This window comes from Rhodococcus sp. NPDC019647, assembly GCF_044389235.1.
Lineage (GTDB): Bacteria > Actinomycetota > Actinomycetes > Mycobacteriales > Mycobacteriaceae > Rhodococcus_F > Rhodococcus_F oxybenzonivorans.
This window is the reverse complement of record NZ_JBIRXS010000010.1, coordinates 76,156-94,773: the sequence shown is the minus strand read 5'-3', so window position 1 is coordinate 94,773 and position 18,618 is coordinate 76,156. Positions and strand designations below refer to the sequence as shown.

Sequence of the window (18,618 nt, the reverse complement as noted above, 5' to 3'; positions counted from 1 at the left end):
TTATCGGTCGCGGCTGCCCCAGCGGGACACGCGGCGAGTGCGTGTGCGCGGAATGTCCATCTCCTCGAGACGTGCCTTGATCTCCTCGGTGGTCCACATCGTTCGGGAGACTGTCGGGGTGGGGGTGTTGTCGACGTGCATGATCATGGTCTCTGGCTTTCGTCGAAAGTTCGGTGGTCGATAGGGATCGGTAGTTGGCCGGAATCGTCAGGGATGTCCGTACAGGTGGTAGCCGACGTTCATGTTCGGGTAGCCGGAGTCGATCCAGCTGCTGATGCCGTAGGTGTGGCCGAAGTCGGCGTCCACGCGAGTGCCGTCCACGTCGGTGGTGTTGCTGTAGTTGTCGGCGCTGAACACGGCCTGAGCACCACCGGGTAGCGAGTAGGTGGCGTCCACCTCGACGCCGTTCGGGTCGTTGGAGAATGCCTTCACGATCTGGCTGCTGTGCGGGGCGAGGTAGTCCGACGGCGCTTGAATCCACTGCCCGTAGGGGTTCGACGAACCCGCGAGGACCATCGGCAGGTCGGTGTCGTTGCTGATCGTCATCGCGATCGTGGGGCCCGACGTCGGCATCGTTCCGGCGGTGGCGACACCGCTTGCGGCCACGGCGAGACCGGCGACGGTCAGTACCGTGGCGGGTAGGGCGAAAAACAGGGCTACGCGGCGGCGGGTGGGGGTACGCATGGTGGCTTCTCCTGTGCTTGGTGGAAAGAGTCTGTAGCGGAGTGGAACTCGGTTTCCGTGTCCCATTTCCGGTGTGCATCAACTATGTCGCGGATCAGGGCCGACGTCTGTCCACCGACAGGACGGAGAGCGGGATGAACTCGAGGTCCACCGATCGGGGGACACCTTCGCCGCGAAGTGCTCCGCGCGGGCCTCGTCTCGTGAGAAAGTGAGCAATGGGCTTCGCCGGAGTCACATCGCATCGAGCCGCGCCGTGAGCATCGTGCGTGTCGTGGTGGGCGACGACCATCCGATCTTCCGGGACGGAGTGGTCCGGGCGCTCGTCGCGAGCGAGGACATCGAGGTGGTCGGGGAGGCCGACGACGGTGCCGCGGCCCTCGCACTCATCCGCGACCTGGTGCCGGATGTGGCGCTGCTCGATTACCGCATGCCCGAACTCGACGGTGCGCAGGTAGCAGCGGCGGTGCGCAATGCCGAATTGACCACGCGAGTGCTTCTGCTGTCGGCCCATGACGAGTCGGCGATCGTATATCACGCGCTGCAGGAGGGGGCCGCGGGATTCCTGCCGAAGGAGTCGACCCGCGCCGAGATCGTCAGGGCGGTACGCGAGTGCGCTCAGGGCCGCGACGTGCTGCCGGCGTCCCTGGCCGCGGGACTGGCAGGCGAAGTTCGTCGCCGCAGTGAACCGGCCGGGCCCACACTCAGTGGCCGCGAGCGGGAGGTGCTGGCGTTGATCGCCCAGGGGCAGAGCATCCCCACGATCGCCCGCGAGCTGTATCTCGCTCCGTCGACGGTGAAGACGCATGTACAACGCCTGTACGACAAGCTGGGTGTGAGCGATCGGGCCGCCGCCGTCGCCGAGGCGATGCGACGCGGGCTGTTGGAATGACGTGCCGGCTCCCTTCCAGCGGCGCGTAGTCCGGCGCTACACCACCGAAGCGGTTCGGGTCACGGCTGTGCTCCGGTTGCCGCTCATCGGGCTCATGGCTTTGCTGGGCCCGGTGATCCACGTATCGCATTGGCAGCCGGATGTTTTCACCGGTCTGCTCATCGTCTACGCACTCGTCGCCGTGATCTGGCTCGCCGTCGTGCTCATGCGGGAGGTGGGCCCTTGGGCGGGGTGGGCGTCCACCGCCGTCGACGTCACCGCAGTGCTGGCCTTGTGTATCGCCTCGGGCGGTGCGACGTCGGTATTGCTGCCGGTGTTCTTCCTGCTGCCGATCTCGGTGGCGTTCCAGTACCGGCCCCGCCTGACGGCGATAGTCGGACTCTGTACGGCCGTGGGTTATCAGGCCGTCTGGATCGTGTACTCCAAGCGCGACGATGCCGTCGGCTTCCCGGACGAGGTGTACCTGTACGTCGGCTTCCTGTTGTGGCTCGCGGCCGCGACCACTGCGCTGTCCTATGTCCTCGTCCGGCGTTCGGCCACCGTCATCTCACTGCTCGACGTCCGTAAACAGTTGGTCGCCGAATCGATGGATGCCGAACAACGCGAACGCAGGCAGCTGGCCGAGAATGTGCACGACGGCCCGTTGCAGAACGTCCTCGCCGCCCGCCTCGACGTCGAGGAGGCCCTGGAGAGGCATCCGGACGACAGGCTCACCGCTGCCGAGTCCGCGTTACGAGAGGCCGCCGGTCAACTGCGCTCCACGGTGACGACGCTGCATCCCCAGGTGCTCGCCCAGCTCGGACTCACCGCGGCGTTGCGCGAACTGGCCGACGCGCATGCACGCCGCGGTGTCCTCGAGGTGCGGACGGCCCTCGACGAGGTGGGGCATCCGGCCGCGAAGGAACTGCTCTACCGGGTGGCCAGTGAACTTCTGGCGAACGTGGGCAGGCATGCTCAGGCCACGACCGTCGAGTTGCGGCTCACCCGCGAGCGCGGGCGGTTGGTCATGACGGTCGAGGACGACGGCGCCGGATTCGACCCCGCCGTCGTTCCGAAGCGGGTGGCGCAGGGCCATATCGGGCTGGCGTCACACATCGTCCGGGTAGAAAGTTTCGGCGGCTCGTTCGATCTGACCTCGGCGCCCGGGAGGGGAACGCGGGTGGTGGTCACCGTGCCCGACGCAGGCTGAGCGCCCAATCGGTTGATGGCATTCCACGCTGGGTAAACGGTGAGCATCCGATGTTCGCCCAGAAAGATGTCGCCTGAGATGTCGCCTAGAAAAGGAGTGCTATGAGTACACGTGATGCGTCTGTCACCCGTTCGCCGGTGCAGATCGCTGCCCTCGCCGTGGGTGCGGTGTTCTTGCTCGTCGGGATACTCGGGTTCATTCCGGGAATCACCACCGACTACGACGCCCTCAGCGGTGCGGGCCACCACTCGGAAGCGAAGCTGCTGGGGATCTTCCAGGTGTCGATCCTGCACAACGTCGTGCACCTGCTGTTCGGTGTGGCCGGCATCGTCCTGGCCCGGGCGGCACACACCGCACGCCTGTTCCTCATCGGCGGTGGCGTCATCTATCTCGTGCTGTGGATCTACGGGCTCCTCATCGATCAGGAAAGTTCCGCGAACTTCGTGCCGGTCAACACGGCCGACAACTGGCTGCACTTCGTGCTCGGGATCGGGATGATCGGACTGGGTGTGCTGACGGCACGGATGGGGGCCACGCCGGCAACCGACGCGACCCGTCCGCATTCGCCCATGGACTGATTACCGGTCGTGGCGACCCTCGGCGAACTCCTCGACGATCTTCGAACAGAAGGCGGGGAGGTCGTCGGGGTTGCGGCTCGACACCAATCCGTTGTCGACCACGACCTCTTCGTCGACGACGTTGCCGCCCGCATTGCGAATATCTGTGCGCACGCTCGGATAGGACGTGAGTGTGCGGCCGCGGACCACGTCGGCCTCGACCAGGGTCCAGGGTCCGTGGCAGATGACGCCGACAGGTCTGCCGGAGTTCACGAAGTCGCGGACGAAGCCGACTGCCGACTCGTCCTGGCGCAGGTGGTCGGGGTTGGTGGTGCCGCCGGGAAGGATCAACGCGTCGAAGTCCTCCACGGACACATCACCGACAACGGCGTCGACCTCGTAGGTCCCGGCCTCGTTGACGTCCGACTTCATGGCCTGAATACGGCCGGGGGACAGCGAAATCAGACGTACTTCCGCGCCGGCGTCCTCGACTGCCCTGCGTGGTTCGACGAGCTCGACCTCTTCGACGCCGTCGGTGGCGAGGATGGCAACTTTCCGGCCGCGCAGTGTTTCAGCCGATGTCATGGCTACTCCCTTCGTTCGATTTTCAGGTAACGCGACGTAGGTCGTGGGTCGACGGGCCCTCCAGGACCTTGCCGTCGGAGGCGAACCGGGAACCGTGGAGGGGGCAGTCCCAGGTTTCTTCGGCGTCGTTCCACTTCAGCACCCCGCCCAGGTGGGGGCACACCACGCAGACGCGCTCGGTGTGGCCGTCCTTCGTGTGCTCACCGACGGGGACCAGTCCTTCCCGGATTACACGGGCGGACGGTGCGGGGTCGTCTGCAGTGCGGCGACCGAGGAGCGCACCGCCCCATCCCGAGGCGAGGTGGACGGCGACGGAGCCGTTGAGTTTGGCGGCGGCAGTTACGTCGAATACCTGGTGGGGCGACCAACTGTGGAACGCGTCGGCCCAGCGGATGTGCCCGCCGAGGATGCGTGCGGACAGTACGAGAGCGGCGGAGACGGCGTTGGTCATGCCCCACTTGGCGAATCCGGTCGCGACGAGAATGCCCTCCTGTCCCGGTACGAGCGGGCCGACATAGGGCAGCTTGTCGAGTGACGAGTAGTCCTGGGCCGACCAGCGGTGGGTGAGGGTGGTGCCGGGGAAGTGCTGGGTCGTCCAACCGATCAGATCGTCGACGGCACCCTGAGCCGAGTCGGTGCGCCCGACTTCGTGACCGTTGCCGCCGACGAGCAGCTTCGTTCCGTCCGCGGCGGGGCGCAGCGAGCGGGTGGGCTGATCGGCGCTCAGATACATGGCGTCGGGTGCGCCGCCGGGGATGTCGAATGCCGCGGCATACGACCGCTCCGGCGAGAGCCGCGCGAAGAAGCCGCCACGGTCGAGTATCGGTATACCCGTTGCCAGAACTACCCGGTCGGCTCGAATGTCGCCGTGGTCGGTGGTGAGAACGTGCGACTTCGGCACCGAGCGTGCGCCGGTCACCCGCCGACGTTCGAAAACGTTCCCGCCGTGGGAGAGGATGTCTCGCGCGAGTGCCTGCAGTACGGGCATCGGATCGATGTACGCCTGATCGTCCAGAGTGACCGCCCCGGCATTCGGCACCGGGATGTCGAGGTCGCTGACGAGTCGCGCGGACAGTCCGGCGGCGCGGCACGCGGCGTACTGTGCCTGAACGGATTCGGTGCCCGAGGACGTCTGCGCGTAGGTGAAATCCGGTGCGATGCCGACGGGGATGTCGCGTTCGTGGCAGTAGCGGATCAACCATTGCTGGCCCTCGAGATTGCCTTCGACGTACGAGCGGAGTGTGTGCGTGGCATGCCGGCGCGCGATCTCGGCAAGCCGTGTGCCTTGCAGGATACTGACCTTGCCCGTGGTGTTTCCGGTGGTGACAGCCCCGAGAGTCCGGGCTTCCACGACTGCCACCCGCTGGCCGGAACGCGCGAGCAGCAACCCCGTGACGAGGCCGGTCAGGCCGCCGCCCACCACCACCGTGTCGTATCTTCCGCGCTCGTTCCAGGACTGCTCGGCGTCGACGGAAAGGCTGAACGGTTCGGCGCGGTCGAGCCACAGAGAGGTCATGGTGTGCGCTTTCCCTTCTGATCTGTCGTTGAAACGACGCACCTTCGGGTGCCGGGCGGCGCAGCACCCGAAGGGTTTTCGTGCAGAAAGCCCGGACGGACTACGGCCGCAGCAGAATCTTCACTGCGCCGTCCTGCTTCTTCTGGAAGATGTCGTAGGCGTGCGGCGCCTGATCCAGCGGAAGCTCGTGAGTGGCGAAGGTGTCGACGCCCAGCGGGTCGTCGTCGGTGAGCAACGGAAGGATGTCCGGGACCCACCGCAGGACGTTCGCCTGCCCCATGCGGAGCTGAATCTGCTTGTCGAACAAACGGAGCATCGGCATGGGGTCCGCCATTCCGCCGTACACACCGCTCAGGGAGATCGTGCCACCCCGGCGGACGATGTCGATGGCCGAATACAGCGCGTGCAACCGGTCCACTCCGGCCGTCGTCATCAGCGGTCCCGCGATGGCGTCCGGCAAGAAGGACGTCATCTGATGGAGGAGTTTCGCACCCGGCGACCCGTGGGCTTCCATGCCCACCGCGTCGATGACGGAGTCGGGGCCACGCCCATCGGTCATCTCGCGGATCACGTCGCCCAGATCGTCCTTGGCGTCGTTCAAGTCCACTGTCTCGATCTGCCGCGCCTGCGCACGGGCGAGGCGCTCGGGGACGAGATCGACCCCGATGACCCGAAAACCCTTGTGCGCGGCGATTCGTGCCGCCATGTCCCCGATCGGGCCGAGCCCCAGAACGACGACGGAACCGCCGTCGGGTACGGCAGCGTATTCCACCGCCTGCCAGGCGGTCGGCAACACGTCGGACAGGTAGACGAACCGCGAATCCGGAGGTCCTTCGGGCACGGTGATGTGCGTGTTCGCCACGTGCGGGACCCGGAGGTACTGCGCCTGGCCGCCGGGGACGCTGCCGTACAACTTCGAGTACCCGAACAGGGCCGCACCGGATCCGTGCTCACGAATCTGGGTGACCTCGCACTGGGTGTACAACTTCTGATTGCACATGTAACACGCGCCGCAAGAAATTTGGAACGGGATGACGACGCGGTCCCCGACCCGAACATCGGTGACTGCAGACCCCACCTCACGGACGATGCCCATGGGCTCGTGACCGAGGATGTCGCCCTGCTTCATGAAGGCGCCCAGCACCTCGTAGAGATGGAGGTCGGACCCGCAGATGTTCGTGGTCGTGACTTCGATGATGGCGTCGGTGGGCTGTTCGATCACCGGATCAGAGACGGTGTCCACGCTGACCTTCCGCTTACCCTGCCAGGTCACCGCCCTCATCGCGCTCTCCGATTCGCCTTCTTGATGGCCTCCACCAGTTCGTCCTTCTTCATCGTCGATCGACCGGAAACATCGAGCCTGCGGGCAATGTCCATCAGGTGGTCTTTGCTGGCGTTGGCGTCGACTCCCTCGGCGGTCTCTCCCGACGCATTCGGGCCGCCGCCCTCCGCCCGCTTGTCCGAGGGGCCCTTCTCGTCCTTCGCTTCCCAGTGGTCTCCCACCTTCTCGAAGCTGTGCTTGAGTGCCGCGTAGGCGACGCGGTGGGCGCGCTCTTCGTCGTGGTACTCGTCCATCGCCGAGTCGTAGGCCTTCGTGAACGTGCGCTGGGCCTTGTCCGGTGACTTCTGCAGCGTCGAGGGAAGTTCGCTCTTCTTCGGCTTTCCACTCTGGGTGGTCTTCGGCACGGGATCCTCCTCACGTGGGTGGTGCCCTTTCGAGCACGGGTACCCGGGGAGGACGGGCTCAATCGGGGCGTGCGCCCGCGGGCGTCAGTCGGACAGTCCGTCGAGGGTCTTCGCGAGGAGCGAGAGCGCATGCTCGGTGGTGGCGTCCACCACGTCCTTCGGGTCGCCGTCGAAGTGCTGCAACTCGGCGCTGACCTCACCGCCTGCGATGACGCCGAACCACACGGTGCCGGGCGGCTGACCGTCCTGCGGGTCCGGTCCACCGGCACCCGTCACCGCAACAGCGACGTCGGCGTCGAGTATCTCGGCGACCGCTGCCACCATGGCGCGGGCACTGGCCTCGCTCACGACGGGACCCTCCGGCACCTTCAGTACCCGATGCTTCACTTCGCTGGAGTAGGCCACGATGCTGCCCCGGTACCAATCCGACGACGACGGCGCGGCTCCGAGGACACAGGAAATCTGGCCGCCGGTCAGTGATTCGGCAGTCGCGACGGACACCTGTGCGCGCCCGGCCGCGTCGGCGATACGTTCGGCGGTCGTCTCGTTCGAACCCATGTCTTCACGTTAACGGAACCGCCCCGCAGGCTCTCGGGTAAAGGGGAAGCGCTGGTCGACGACGACCCCATCGCATCAGTGGAACAGGTTCCAGTTTTGCCGAAATCCGGTTATGGTGTCGGGGACCGGAGGACAACGGACACCAGGTCGCCGGACCAAGCGCCTCGGCGTCGCGGGAACGAAAAGGACGACTGATGACCGACGAGCTCGCACAACTGCATCGCCCCGCCTTCGCGGCCGATCTCCTCATCACCGCGCTGGAACGCAACACCGACAAGCCGGCCCTGTACCTCGGCGACGTCGTCCTCACCGGCGGTGAGATGCGCGATCAGATCAGTTGCTTCGCGCAGGCACTGGCCTCGCTCGGAATCGGCAAGGGCACCAGCACGGCGATGCTGTCCAAGAACCGGCCCGAGGTTCTCATCAGCATGGGCGCGACCATGATCTCCGGATGCCGCGCGAGTGCCCTCAATCCGATGGGTTCGCTCGACGACCATCTGTACATCGTCGGCGACGCCGAAATCGAAACTTTGATCTTCGACCCGAACGCTTTCGAGGACCGCGCGGCACAGCTGAAGGAGCAGTGTTCGTCCATCGAGAACGTGTTGTCGCTGGGGCCGTCCGAGGTCGGTATCGACATCCTGGCGCTCGCCGCCACTTTTACTCCGCAACGCCTGCGCGCGGCTGAGGTGGACGCCGAGGACAACAGCAGCATGGTCTACACCGGCGGCACGACGGGCAAGCCCAAGGGCGTCGTCGGGTCCTACCAGTCCGGCGCCACCCTCAATCAGATCCAGATGGCGGAGTGGCAGTGGCCGGAAGAGCCGCGCTTCCTCATCTGCACGCCGCTGTCGCATGCCGGCGCCGCCTTCTTCATTCCCACCCTGCTGCGAGGTGGCGCGCTGATCGTGCTGCCCGCGTTCGAGCCCGGTGCCGTGCTGGAGGCAATCGAGAAACACAAGATCTCGGCCACCATGCTCGTGCCCACCATGATCTACCTCCTGATGGATCATCCCGACCTCGCCCGGCGCGACGTGTCGAGCCTGGAGACACTGTTCTATGGCGCCTCGGCGATGTCGCCGGCGAGGCTGAAAGAAGGCATCGAGAAGTTCGGGCCGATCTTCTTTCAGTTCTACGGCCAGACCGAATGCGGCATGACCATTGCGGTTCTGCGTAAAGAGGAGCATCTGCCCAACGACCCCAGCAGGCTCGCCACCTGTGGCCGGCCGGTGCCGTGGCTGAAGGTGGCGCTGCTCGACGACGACCTCAACGAAGTTCCGCAAGGTGAACTCGGGGAGATCTGTGTCCGCGGTCCACTCGTCATGAAGGGGTACTGGAAGAAGCCCGAAGAGACTGCCGAGGCGTTCCGCGGTGGATGGCTGCACACGGGCGACATCGCGCGCAAGGACAAGGACGGTTTCATGACCATCGTCGACCGCAAGAAGGACATGATCGTCACTGGCGGCTTCAACGTGTTTCCCCGGGAGGTCGAAGACGTGATCTCGGCGCATCCCGCCGTCGGCTCGGTCGCCGTCGTGGGCGTTCCGGACGAGAAGTGGGGGGAAGCAGTCAAGGCCTGTGTTGTGCTGCGCGCCGGGCAGAGTGTCGATGCGGCGGAACTCGTCGAAAGGGTGCGGGCGGCGAAGGGGTCGGTTCATGCGCCCAAGTCGGTCGATTTCGTCGAGACGCTTCCGGTGACGGCTCTGGGCAAACTGGACAAGAAGGCGCTGCGGGCGCGCTACTGGGAGACGTCGGACCGGTCGGTCGGTTAGCGGGACCTGGGCATCTATCGAGGGACCTGGTCGGCGGCACAGCCGCCGCACCTATAGTCTGCCCAAGTACTTCGCGGCGTGGCCGCGTTCAGTCGGTGACGAGGATGCGCGGTGGATTCACAGGCAATATCCCTGGTCCGGTCGAGCTTCAAGGCAATTGCAGCAGTACCGGACGGGCCGCAGACGCTGTCGGGGTCGTTCTATGCCCTGTTGTTCGCACGGTATCCGGAGACACGTGACTTCTTCCCTGCGGCGATGGATGTGCAGCGCGACCGATTGATCTCCGCTGTCCAGTATGTGATCGACCGCCTCGAGCAGTCCGGGCAGATCCTCACCTATCTGGCGCAGCTCGGCCGCGACCACCGCAAGTACGGCGTCCAGGACGCGCACTACGTCGCGGTGGGTAATTCCCTGATCGCCGCGGTGGAACAATTTCCGTCCAGCGAGCCGTGGACCGACGAACTCGAGCAGGCGTGGCGTGACGTGCTCTCCGTCATCGCCGCCACCATGATGGACGCCGCGAACGCCGAGTCGGGACCACCGGCGTGGGGTGCCACCGTCATCGAGCATCTACCGGTTCGCAAGGACATCTCGGTGGTCCGGCTCCGACTCGACGAGCCGATGAGCTACAACCCCGGCCAGTACGTGAGCGTGCAGGTGCCCTCACGGCCCAGGATGTGGCGCTATCTCTCGCCGGCGAACCCGCCCAACGACGAGGGCATCATCGAGTTCCACATACGCCGGGTGTCCGGCGGCTGGGTCAGTCCGGCCATCGTCACCCAGACACAGGTGGGTGAGCGGTGGGTGGTCGGATCACCGCTCGGCGACCTCGGAGTCCGGTTCGAGAACGGCCGCGACGTCCTGATGATCGGTTCGGGTACCGGCATCGCCCCGCTGCGCGCCCAGATACTCGACATGGCGCGGCGTCCCCAGAATCTTCGGGTACATCTGTTCTTCGCAGGCCGCTATCCCTGCGACCTGTACGACCTGGGCACGCTGTGGGCTCTTGCCGAACAGAATCCGTGGCTCACCGTCGTGCCCGTCACCGAAGAAGACGAGGACCCCTGGTGGTACACCGGTCCCAGCAGCGCGACGCTGCCCGGCATGCACCGCAGGCTCACCGGCAAGGTCGGCCAGGTCGTCGCCGACTTCGGAACGTGGTCCGAGCGCGACATCCAGCTGGTCGGTTCCGAGGCGATGATCAATACCACCAGGTTCCGGCTGCAGGCGGCGGGAACTCCGCCGGAGAACATCCGGCACGATCCGTCGTACTGATTCCGTCCGGTCAGTACGGGTCGTACTGGATGTTCTCGGCCGGTGTTCCGGTATCTCGGAGGCGGTCCAGGGTGGCGCGCACCATGGCTGCCGACCCGCACACCAGTACCTGATGGTCGGTGAAGGCCCCGTAGGACGTCACGACGTCGGGCAGGGTGCCCTCGATGAGGTCGTCGTCGGAGAACCCGACGTCCACCCTCGTCCGCTCGTGCCATTCGTCGGCCCAGTCGGGATTCGCGATGCTCTCCACCACCGGGACCACGGTGAGCCAGGGCAGGTTCTGCAACAGCAGGTAGAGCATGTCGGACGCGTAGAGGTCCCGTGGCGTCCGGTCGCCGACGAACAGGAAGACCCGCGGCAGATTCGGCTTCCGCGCGAGGTCCAGCAGGATGGATCGGAACGGGGCCAACCCCGTACCTCCGGCGATCATGATCACGTCCGGCCCGTCCTCGTCGACCGACATCGTTCCGCGGGGCTCGAGGATCTGCCACTGGTCACCTGGTTCGGTGTCCGACACGATGTCGCCGCTCACCCAGCCGCCTGGCACGGTCCGCACATGGAACTCCAGCTTGCCGTCCAGTGACGGGGGCAGCGCCGGCGACAGCCTGCGCAGCAACCGCGGGTTCTGGGGCACGCTGACGTCGACGTACTGACCCGGCCGGAACGGGACGTACTCGCCGACGAGGCGGATCACCGCAAGATCTTGTCGCAGGCGGTGATGTTCGACGACGGTGCTGGTCCAGGTGGTCTGCGTGGCGTGCATGTGTGTGCTGTTCTCCCGACGTGGAACCGGACTTCGGATGGCTGGCGAATCGGCGGGCCGAGGGCGCTAGACGAGGGGATCGTGCCGGATCAGTTCCGGTGGTGTGCCGCCGCCCTGCAACGCATACACGGTGGTCTTGATCATTGCGGGCGAACCGGAGATCTGGATCTGCCGGTCGGCCCACGACCCGAACCGGGCGACCACCTGCCCGAGCCGCCCCTGTAGTCGTCGATGCAGTCCCGGTGGCTCGTCGGGAACGGGTACGGCATGCCACCACGGGTTCTCGTTTTCCTCGGAGACGGGCACCACGGTGAGCCACGGATTGCTGAGCGACAGCTGCCAGAGCGTCTCGATGTCGTAGAGGTCGCAGGGGAACTTGCCGCCCACGAACAGGTGCACGCGCGGATTCTGGGCCTTCATGGCCATGTCCATCACCTGCGCGCGCAGGGGAGCGATACCGGTCCCCGAACCGATCATGAGTACGTCGCGGCCGCCGGCGCGATCGACCTCGAGCCCGCCGAGCGGCGAGCTCAGCAGCCAACGGTCACCCACCTGCGTCTCGTTCACGATGGCCGGACTGACCCAGCCGCCCGACACCCGACGCACATGGAACTCGATCTGCCCGTACGGGTTGGTGGGAATGGCCGGGGACAGGTACCGCCACAGGCGAGGGCGTTGCGGAATCTGGACGCTGAGGTACTGGCCGGCCGCGTAGGGGATCGGGGAGTCGGCCTCGAGCCGGACCACCGCAAGGTCGTCGAGGAGGCGTTCGTGGCCGACGACGGTGGCTCCCCATGCTGCGGGGAGGTCGTCGTTGTCGGCGGCGTCGGCCATCGTGTGGAGCAGCAACTCGATCAGTTCCGACCAGGCGGTAGTGAGGGAAGGGGTCCAGATCGCCCGGGTGAACGAATCCTGGACAGCGACGAGTAAGGCTCTCGCCGACGCCGAGTAGTGCCGGCCTTCGACGCCGTACTTGCGGTGATCGCGGCCCAGCTGGGCGAGGAATCCGAGGACGCGGTCCTGGTCCTCGAGATTGTCGATGACGAATTCGAGCGCCTGGAACAGTCGGTGCTTCTGCTGATCGAGCGCCGCCGGGAAGAGTGACCGGAACTCGGGATGCTCGGCGAAGAGCGTGGAGTAGAAGGTGGTGGCGAGGCGAGTGCGCCCCTGCTCGGTGGAGAGGATCGACGAAAAGCTTGCGCGCAGACGCGAAATCACGAGCGGATCGAGGCAATCTCGTGTCAAGCCGTCCCCTGTGTCGTGCGTGTCGATACGAACCACTGCATTCTAGCCGTCGGTCGCCGGGACCCCGGGTTACGGCAAAACGTCACTTCCGGCGAACTGCAGACCGATTCGGCGGGTCGCGCGTGGGCGTTCGAGACCGACAAGGCACGATATGCATCCGGTACCGGTCGGGAGGAAATCAGGGGGGGCCATGCGGGCTGACGGTGCAAGACTGGGCGGTCCACGGCGGCGCGGCGGTGCCGTCAGGCGGCCGTCGACGGTGGCCGCGGGCGCACTGGCCGTGGTGCTTGCGGCCCTGACGGGCCTGCCGACAGCAGCGGCGGAGCCTCGCGGAGTCACCGAGACGATGACGGCCGACCAGGCCGCGGACGGATCGCGGCTGGTCGAGGTCAGGTCGGTGGGGGATGCGCAGGCCGACTTCATCGTCCACTCTGCCGCGATGGACAAGAACATCACCGTTCGCGTGTTTCCGGCCGCGTCGGCGCAGCGTCCCACCGTCTACCTGCTCGGGGGCGTGGAGGGCAACTCCGAGAAGAACGGGTGGGAACCCCGGGCGGACGTCGGGCGGTTCTTCGCTGACAAGGACGTCAATGTGGTCATTCCGTTCGGCGGCGAGTCCAGCTACTACGCCGACTGGAAGCGGGACGACCCGAAGCTGGGCAGGAACAAGTGGCAGACCTTCCTCACCGAGGAACTGCCGCCCATCGTCGATTCCGCCCTCGATGCCAGCGGAAGCAATGCGATCGCGGGGCTGTCGATGTCCGCCACCAGCGTGCTCAATCTCGCGATCGCGCGGCCGGGACTGTATCGAAGCGTCGGCGCCTACAGCGGCTGCGCGATGACCAGCAATCCCGTGGCCCGCCGATACGTCGAGATCACCGTCGCGGATTTCGGCGGCAACCCCGAGAACATGTGGGGTCCGGCCGACGACCCGCTGTGGATCGCCAATGATCCCTTCGTCAACGCCGAACGACTCCGGGGCACCACCCTCTATCTCTCCAACGGGACCGGGTTCCCCGGAAAACACGACACGTTGGAGTCCCGCACGGTCGGCGGCGACCGCGGCACCCTCGCCACCCAGGTGGTGGTCGGCGGAGTAATAGAGGCCGTCACCAACGACTGCACCGTTCGGCTGGCCGAGAAGCTCAACACCCTCGGCATACCCGTCACGGTCGACCTCCGGCCGGCCGGCACGCATTCCTGGGAGTATTGGAAAGAGGACCTCTACACCTCGTGGCCGATGATGGCTGCTGCGATCGGCGCCTGAAGACGGGCACGATGGTGGAGGAACTCCAAAAAATCCAAAGTTGAGCGGAACAGACTCAACCTTTCGTGCGTTAAGAAGAGTGACAGCGTCGCCAGGTCCCTCCCGGCTCCGGCGACGGACCGCTCTACTTCGCCAGAAGAGGTGACCAGTGGACTCGTTCAATCCGACCACCAAGACCCAGGCCGCGATGACCGCTGCGCTCCAGTCGGCGTCGTCGGCCGGTAACCCCGATATCAGGCCCGCGCATCTACTCGTGGCCCTGCTCGATCAGACCGACGGCATCGCCGCACCGCTACTCAAAGCGGTCGGGGTCGATCCCACCGCGGTCCATCGCGAAGCGCAGACCTTGGTCGACCGGCTGCCCAAGACATCCGGGGCCACCACCACACCGCAGTTGGGGCGCGAAGCCCTCGGCGCCATCACCGCTGCGCAACATCTCGCCACCGAACTCGACGACGAGTACGTGTCCACGGAGCACCTCATGGTGGGGCTCGCGTCCGGCGACTCGGATGTGTCGCACCTCCTCGGACGGCACGGTGCCACCCCGGAGGCCCTGCGCGACGCGTTCACCACCGTCCGCGGCAGTGCTCGCGTCACCAGCCCCGACCCCGAGGGGACATACCAGGCGCTCGAGAAGTACTCGACCGACCTCACGGCCGCGGCACGGGCAGGCAAGCTCGACCCCGTGATCGGGCGCGACAACGAAATCCGCCGGGTAGTCCAGGTATTGAGCCGACGGACCAAGAACAACCCGGTGCTGATCGGCGAGCCGGGTGTCGGTAAGACCGCCATCGTCGAAGGACTGGCTCAGCGCATCGTCGCGGGCGACGTTCCCGAATCGCTGCGCGGCAAGTCCGTCATCTCCCTCGACCTCGGTTCGATGGTGGCGGGCGCCAAGTACCGCGGCGAGTTCGAAGAACGGCTCAAGGCGGTTCTCGACGACATCAAGAACTCGGCCGGCCAGGTGATCACGTTCATCGACGAGTTGCACACCATCGTCGGCGCCGGCGCCACCGGTGAATCGGCGATGGACGCCGGAAACATGATCAAGCCGATGCTGGCCCGCGGTGAACTTCGGCTCGTCGGCGCCACCACGCTCGACGAGTACCGCAAGCACATCGAGAAGGACGCGGCCCTCGAACGGCGTTTCCAGCAGGTCCTCGTCGGCGAACCCTCCGTCGAGGACACCGTCGGCATCCTGCGTGGACTCAAGGAACGGTACGAAGTGCACCACGGTGTGCGCATCACCGACTCCGCGCTGGTCGCCGCCGCCGCCCTCAGCGACCGCTACATCACCTCCCGGTTCCTCCCCGACAAGGCCATCGACCTCGTCGACGAGGCGGCGTCGCGGCTGCGGATGGAAATCGACTCCCGTCCCGAGGAGATCGACACCGTCGAACGGATCGTCCGCCGCCTCGAGATCGAGGAGATGGCGCTGCAGAAGGAGTCCGACGAGGCGTCGAAGGAACGGCTCGACAAGCTGCGCCAGGAACTTGCGGACGAGCAGGAGAAGCTCAACCAGCTCACCACCCGGTGGCAGAACGAGAAGCAGGCCATCGACTCCGTCCGCGAGGTCAAGGAGCAGCTCGAGAACCTGCGCGGTGAAGAGGAACGCGCCGAGCGCGACGGCGACCTCGGCCGCGCGGCGGAACTGCGGTACGGCAAGATTCCGCAGCTCGAGAAGGAACTCGAGCAGGCTGCCCGTGAGTCCGGCGCCGCCGGTGACGGCGACGTCATGCTCAAGGAAGAGGTGGGTCCCGACGACGTGGCCGACGTGGTGGCAGCGTGGACCGGTATTCCCGCCGGCCGCATGATGGAAGGCGAAACAGCCAAGCTGCTGCGCATGGAAACCGAACTGGGCAAACGTGTCGTCGGCCAGACGGAGGCTGTGCAAGCGGTGTCCGACGCCGTCCGGCGGGCCCGCGCCGGGGTGGCCGACCCCAACCGGCCCACCGGTTCGTTCCTGTTCCTCGGCCCCACCGGTGTCGGTAAGACCGAGCTCGCGAAGTCGCTGGCCGACTTCCTGTTCGACGACGAGCGCGCCATGGTGCGCATCGACATGTCGGAGTACAGCGAGAAGCACTCGGTGGCCCGCCTCGTCGGCGCCCCGCCCGGATATGTGGGGTACGAGTCGGGCGGCCAGCTCACCGAGGCCGTGCGCCGACGCCCGTACACGGTCGTGCTGTTCGACGAGGTGGAGAAGGCCCATCCCGACGTCTTCGACATCCTGCTCCAGGTACTCGACGACGGCCGGCTCACCGATGGGCAGGGGCGCACCGTCGACTTCCGCAACACCATCCTGATCCTCACCTCCAACCTGGGGTCGGGCGGAACCAAGGAACAGGTGATGGATGCGGTCCGGCACGCGTTCAAGCCGGAGTTCATCAACCGTCTCGACGACGTCGTGATCTTCGACGCCCTGTCGGAGGAACAGCTCGAAGCGATCGTCGACATCCAGCTCGACCAGCTGTCCCACCGCCTCGAGGCGCGGCGGCTGTCCCTGGACGTCTCCGATTCCGCCAGGTTCTGGTTGGCGGTGCGCGGGTACGACCCCATGTACGGAGCCCGGCCGCTGCGGCGCCTCATCCAGCAGGCCATCGGCGACCAGTTGGCGAAGAAGCTCCTCGCCGGTGAGGTCAAAGACGGTGACACCGTGCCGGTGAAGGTATCCGAGAACGGTGATTCGCTGGTCCTCGGCTGACCCGTCCGTGAGTGGCAAGGTGCGTCCGGCGCCTTGCCACTCACGCCTGTTTTCACAGGGCCGTCTTAAGTTGCGCTACTACCCTGAACCCCCGAACGGGCCGCGCTGCGCGTGAAGGCCGCACGAGCTTGTTCGACCGGCAACCACACCCCGAGGGAGGGGCCCCGACCATGACGAACCCCGACGATCCGCGTACTCCTCAGGAACGCGCATACGACGACTCGGCGACATCGGGATCCGACGGCGCGGAGTCGTGGTCGCGAGACGAGCAGCGGACGGAGTACCTGGGCAGCACGCCCGAACAGCCCATGCAACAGTTCTACACGTCCGACCCCACCGCGGCGTACGGGCAGAATCAGCCGAACCCCACGCAGGCGCTCCCGCCGTACGACCCCAGATTCGCCTCGGGGGCGCCGCCTCCCAACGCCACGCAGGCCTATCCGCCGTACGACGCGCAGCAGTACTACGGCGGCTATCCCACCGGGCAATATCCCCACGCCCAGTACCCGAACACCCAGTACCCGCCTAGGCCGCCGGGCGAGGAACCTGACGACAAGAAGCCGCGCCGCGTCGCCACGTGGATTGCCGGCGCTGCAGCCGCCTTGCTGCTGATCGCCGTCATCGGTTTCGGCATCGCGCTCTTCACGTCGGCGCCGAACAACTCCTCGTCGTCGACGGTGGCGGGACCGACCACGTCACGCCCGCCTGTCACCACCGCACCGCCGAGGACCAGCACGCCCCCGTCCACGACATCCGAGTCGCCGCTCGACCAACTCCCCGGCGGGATCGGCGAGGCCATCGGAGAGGCGGGTGCTGCGTTCGGAACGATCAGCGCCAACGACGGCACGACGCTGACCCTCGACGCCATCGGCGGATCACAGGTGACGGTGCAGACCAACCCCCAGACCAACGTGATCGCCCTGGACGGGGCCACCGTCGCCGATCTGAAGCCCGGATTCACCGTCATGGTTCAGGGCACCAAGATCGAGAACGGCTCGATGATGGCGGAGACGATCATCAGCACGGAGCTGCCCCGGCTCGGCGGCAACTGACCATCGTGTCCTCGGCGCCGTCCGACACGGGGTGTCCCGGTACCGCATGGTCCGATTGTGCCGTCGACTCGCTAGGCTGATCACCGATGACGGGAATGTGGTTCGTACTGGCGTTGATCGCACTCGCAGGCGCGTGTGCGTTGCTCTATTTCGATCGCTCGCGGCGCGATCAGACCGGCCGTGTGCGGCAGATCTGGGCGAAGGCTCAGGGCTACACCTACGAGAGCGTCGAAGAACGGTTGCCGGCCAAATTCCACCGCGCCGCTATGGCCAAGCAGGAGTACCTCAGCGCCCTCGATGTCGTGCGGGGCGAACGTCGGGGTGAGTCGTTCATCCTGTTCGACTTGGAGGAAACCGCGACCATCGTCGCGGTGCACCGCAAAGTGGGCTCCGATGTCGACATCGACCTACGGCTCAAGTCGACGCCGCCGCCCAAGGATGCGGACCTCGAGTTGCTGGGGGCCATCGGGCCGCGGGTCGTTTTCGCCACCGACCTCGAGATCGCGCGCCGCGTCTGCGATCAGCGGATGGTCGCCTTCACCGAGTCGGTTCCGCCGCACGTGAACATGCTGTGGAGCGAGGGGGAGTGGACCCTCGGTTCGCTGCCCATCAACAGCACCGGGCGCGAATGGGATTCGGCGATCGAGGCGGTGGCCCGGCTGTCCGGTCTGCTGCACGTCCTCCCGCCGGTCATCGAGCCACGCGAACTCGACCGTCAACCTCACGACCCGAGCCGGCCGCGACTGCGCGAAGGTCGCCCAGCCGAGGGACGCCCAGCGGCGGGACGCCCAGCCGAAGGGCGCCCAGCCGAAGGGCGTGCCTCGGCGCCGCACCCGCCGGCCGGTGGTCGTCCTCCCCAGGGCCGCCCCCGCCCGTGAG

General features: G+C 66.4%; 18 protein-coding genes. 9 read left to right on the top strand and 9 right to left on the bottom strand.

The features are described 5' to 3' along the window. Together ACH49N_RS19695 and ACH49N_RS19690 are read right to left on the bottom strand one after the other, a co-directional pair. The gene (locus tag ACH49N_RS19695; protein WP_250772033.1) at nt 1-147 is read right to left on the bottom strand and encodes a hypothetical protein; all 147 of its coding nucleotides are present in this window, start codon (nt 145-147) and stop codon (nt 1-3) included. A 60-nt stretch (nt 148-207) separates the two neighbouring features. After that, entirely contained in the window at nt 208-684 is a 477-nt protein-coding gene (locus ACH49N_RS19690; RefSeq protein ID WP_159924794.1) for a hypothetical protein, read from the bottom strand. Nucleotides 685-946: 262 nt separating this feature from the next. Between ACH49N_RS19690 and ACH49N_RS19685 the strand changes: the two genes are divergently transcribed. The 3 genes from ACH49N_RS19685 (at nt 947) to ACH49N_RS19675 (ending at nt 3,340) form a co-directional block, all read left to right on the top strand. Next, entirely contained in the window at nt 947-1,573 is a 627-nt protein-coding gene (locus ACH49N_RS19685) for a response regulator transcription factor (protein WP_358273780.1), read from the top strand. A 1-nt stretch (nt 1,574) separates the two neighbouring features. Then, nucleotides 1,575-2,762, top strand: coding sequence for a sensor histidine kinase (locus ACH49N_RS19680; protein WP_358273672.1), 1,188 nt, complete (start codon nt 1,575-1,577; stop codon nt 2,760-2,762). Nucleotides 2,763-2,863: 101 nt separating this feature from the next. Then, nucleotides 2,864-3,340: a DUF4383 domain-containing protein gene (locus tag ACH49N_RS19675; RefSeq protein WP_159924800.1), complete on the top strand. Its 477-nt coding sequence runs from the start codon at nt 2,864-2,866 to the stop codon at nt 3,338-3,340. Here the strand turns inward: ACH49N_RS19675 and ACH49N_RS19670 are convergent, their stop codons facing one another. From ACH49N_RS19670 to ACH49N_RS19650, 5 genes are all read right to left on the bottom strand, one after another. After that, a complete protein-coding gene (locus ACH49N_RS19670; RefSeq protein WP_109332788.1) occupies nt 3,341-3,904 on the bottom strand; it encodes a type 1 glutamine amidotransferase domain-containing protein in 564 nt (187 codons plus the stop codon). It lies immediately after the preceding gene. A gap of 22 nt (nt 3,905-3,926) precedes the next feature. Next, nucleotides 3,927-5,420: an FAD-dependent oxidoreductase gene (locus tag ACH49N_RS19665; RefSeq protein ID WP_358273670.1), complete on the bottom strand. Its 1,494-nt coding sequence runs from the start codon at nt 5,418-5,420 to the stop codon at nt 3,927-3,929. A gap of 100 nt (nt 5,421-5,520) precedes the next feature. Next, on the bottom strand, nt 5,521-6,702 hold the full coding sequence (locus tag ACH49N_RS19660; RefSeq protein WP_358273668.1) for a zinc-dependent alcohol dehydrogenase: 1,182 nt from the start codon (nt 6,700-6,702) through the stop codon (nt 5,521-5,523). After that, on the bottom strand, nt 6,699-7,106 hold the full coding sequence (locus tag ACH49N_RS19655; protein WP_358273666.1) for a ChaB family protein: 408 nt from the start codon (nt 7,104-7,106) through the stop codon (nt 6,699-6,701). The genes ACH49N_RS19660 and ACH49N_RS19655 overlap by 4 nt, the downstream gene beginning before the upstream one ends. 84 nt (nt 7,107-7,190) lie before the next feature. After that, complete coding sequence (locus ACH49N_RS19650; protein ID WP_358273665.1) at nt 7,191-7,664, bottom strand: CinA family protein; 474 nt, start codon at nt 7,662-7,664, stop codon at nt 7,191-7,193. Between the two features lie 194 nt (nt 7,665-7,858). Between ACH49N_RS19650 and ACH49N_RS19645 the strand changes: the two genes are divergently transcribed. Both ACH49N_RS19645 and ACH49N_RS19640 read left to right on the top strand, forming a co-directional pair. Beyond that, nucleotides 7,859-9,436 carry an AMP-binding protein gene (locus ACH49N_RS19645; protein ID WP_358273664.1) on the top strand — a complete coding sequence of 526 codons (1,578 nt, stop codon included), beginning with the start codon at nt 7,859-7,861 and terminating at the stop codon, nt 9,434-9,436. A 111-nt stretch (nt 9,437-9,547) separates the two neighbouring features. After that, a complete protein-coding gene (locus ACH49N_RS19640; RefSeq protein ID WP_358273663.1) occupies nt 9,548-10,711 on the top strand; it encodes a globin domain-containing protein in 1,164 nt (387 codons plus the stop codon). A 10-nt stretch (nt 10,712-10,721) separates the two neighbouring features. On the opposite strand, the gene ACH49N_RS19635 is transcribed toward ACH49N_RS19640, so the two are convergent. Both ACH49N_RS19635 and ACH49N_RS19630 read right to left on the bottom strand, forming a co-directional pair. After that, a complete protein-coding gene (locus ACH49N_RS19635; protein ID WP_358273662.1) occupies nt 10,722-11,474 on the bottom strand; it encodes an FAD-binding oxidoreductase in 753 nt (250 codons plus the stop codon). A gap of 66 nt (nt 11,475-11,540) precedes the next feature. Next, a complete protein-coding gene (locus tag ACH49N_RS19630; protein WP_358273779.1) occupies nt 11,541-12,692 on the bottom strand; it encodes a globin domain-containing protein in 1,152 nt (383 codons plus the stop codon). 217 nt (nt 12,693-12,909) lie between these two features. On the opposite strand from ACH49N_RS19630, the gene ACH49N_RS19625 reads away from it, so the two are divergent. The 4 genes from ACH49N_RS19625 to ACH49N_RS19610 all read left to right on the top strand — a co-directional run bounded on the left by ACH49N_RS19625 (nt 12,910) and on the right by ACH49N_RS19610 (nt 18,617). Beyond that, nucleotides 12,910-13,986: an alpha/beta hydrolase family protein gene (locus ACH49N_RS19625; RefSeq protein ID WP_358273661.1), complete on the top strand. Its 1,077-nt coding sequence runs from the start codon at nt 12,910-12,912 to the stop codon at nt 13,984-13,986. 148 nt (nt 13,987-14,134) lie between these two features. Next, on the top strand, nt 14,135-16,687 hold the full coding sequence (gene clpB / locus ACH49N_RS19620; RefSeq protein ID WP_159924818.1) for an ATP-dependent chaperone ClpB: 2,553 nt from the start codon (nt 14,135-14,137) through the stop codon (nt 16,685-16,687). A 170-nt stretch (nt 16,688-16,857) separates the two neighbouring features. Continuing rightward, nucleotides 16,858-17,739 (top strand): DUF5666 domain-containing protein, encoded by an 882-nt coding sequence (locus ACH49N_RS19615; protein ID WP_358273660.1) that lies wholly within the window; start codon nt 16,858-16,860, stop codon nt 17,737-17,739. Nucleotides 17,740-17,834: 95 nt separating this feature from the next. Next, on the top strand, nt 17,835-18,617 hold the full coding sequence (locus ACH49N_RS19610) for a hypothetical protein (protein ID WP_159927473.1): 783 nt from the start codon (nt 17,835-17,837) through the stop codon (nt 18,615-18,617). Nucleotide 18,618: the final 1 nt, after the last annotated feature.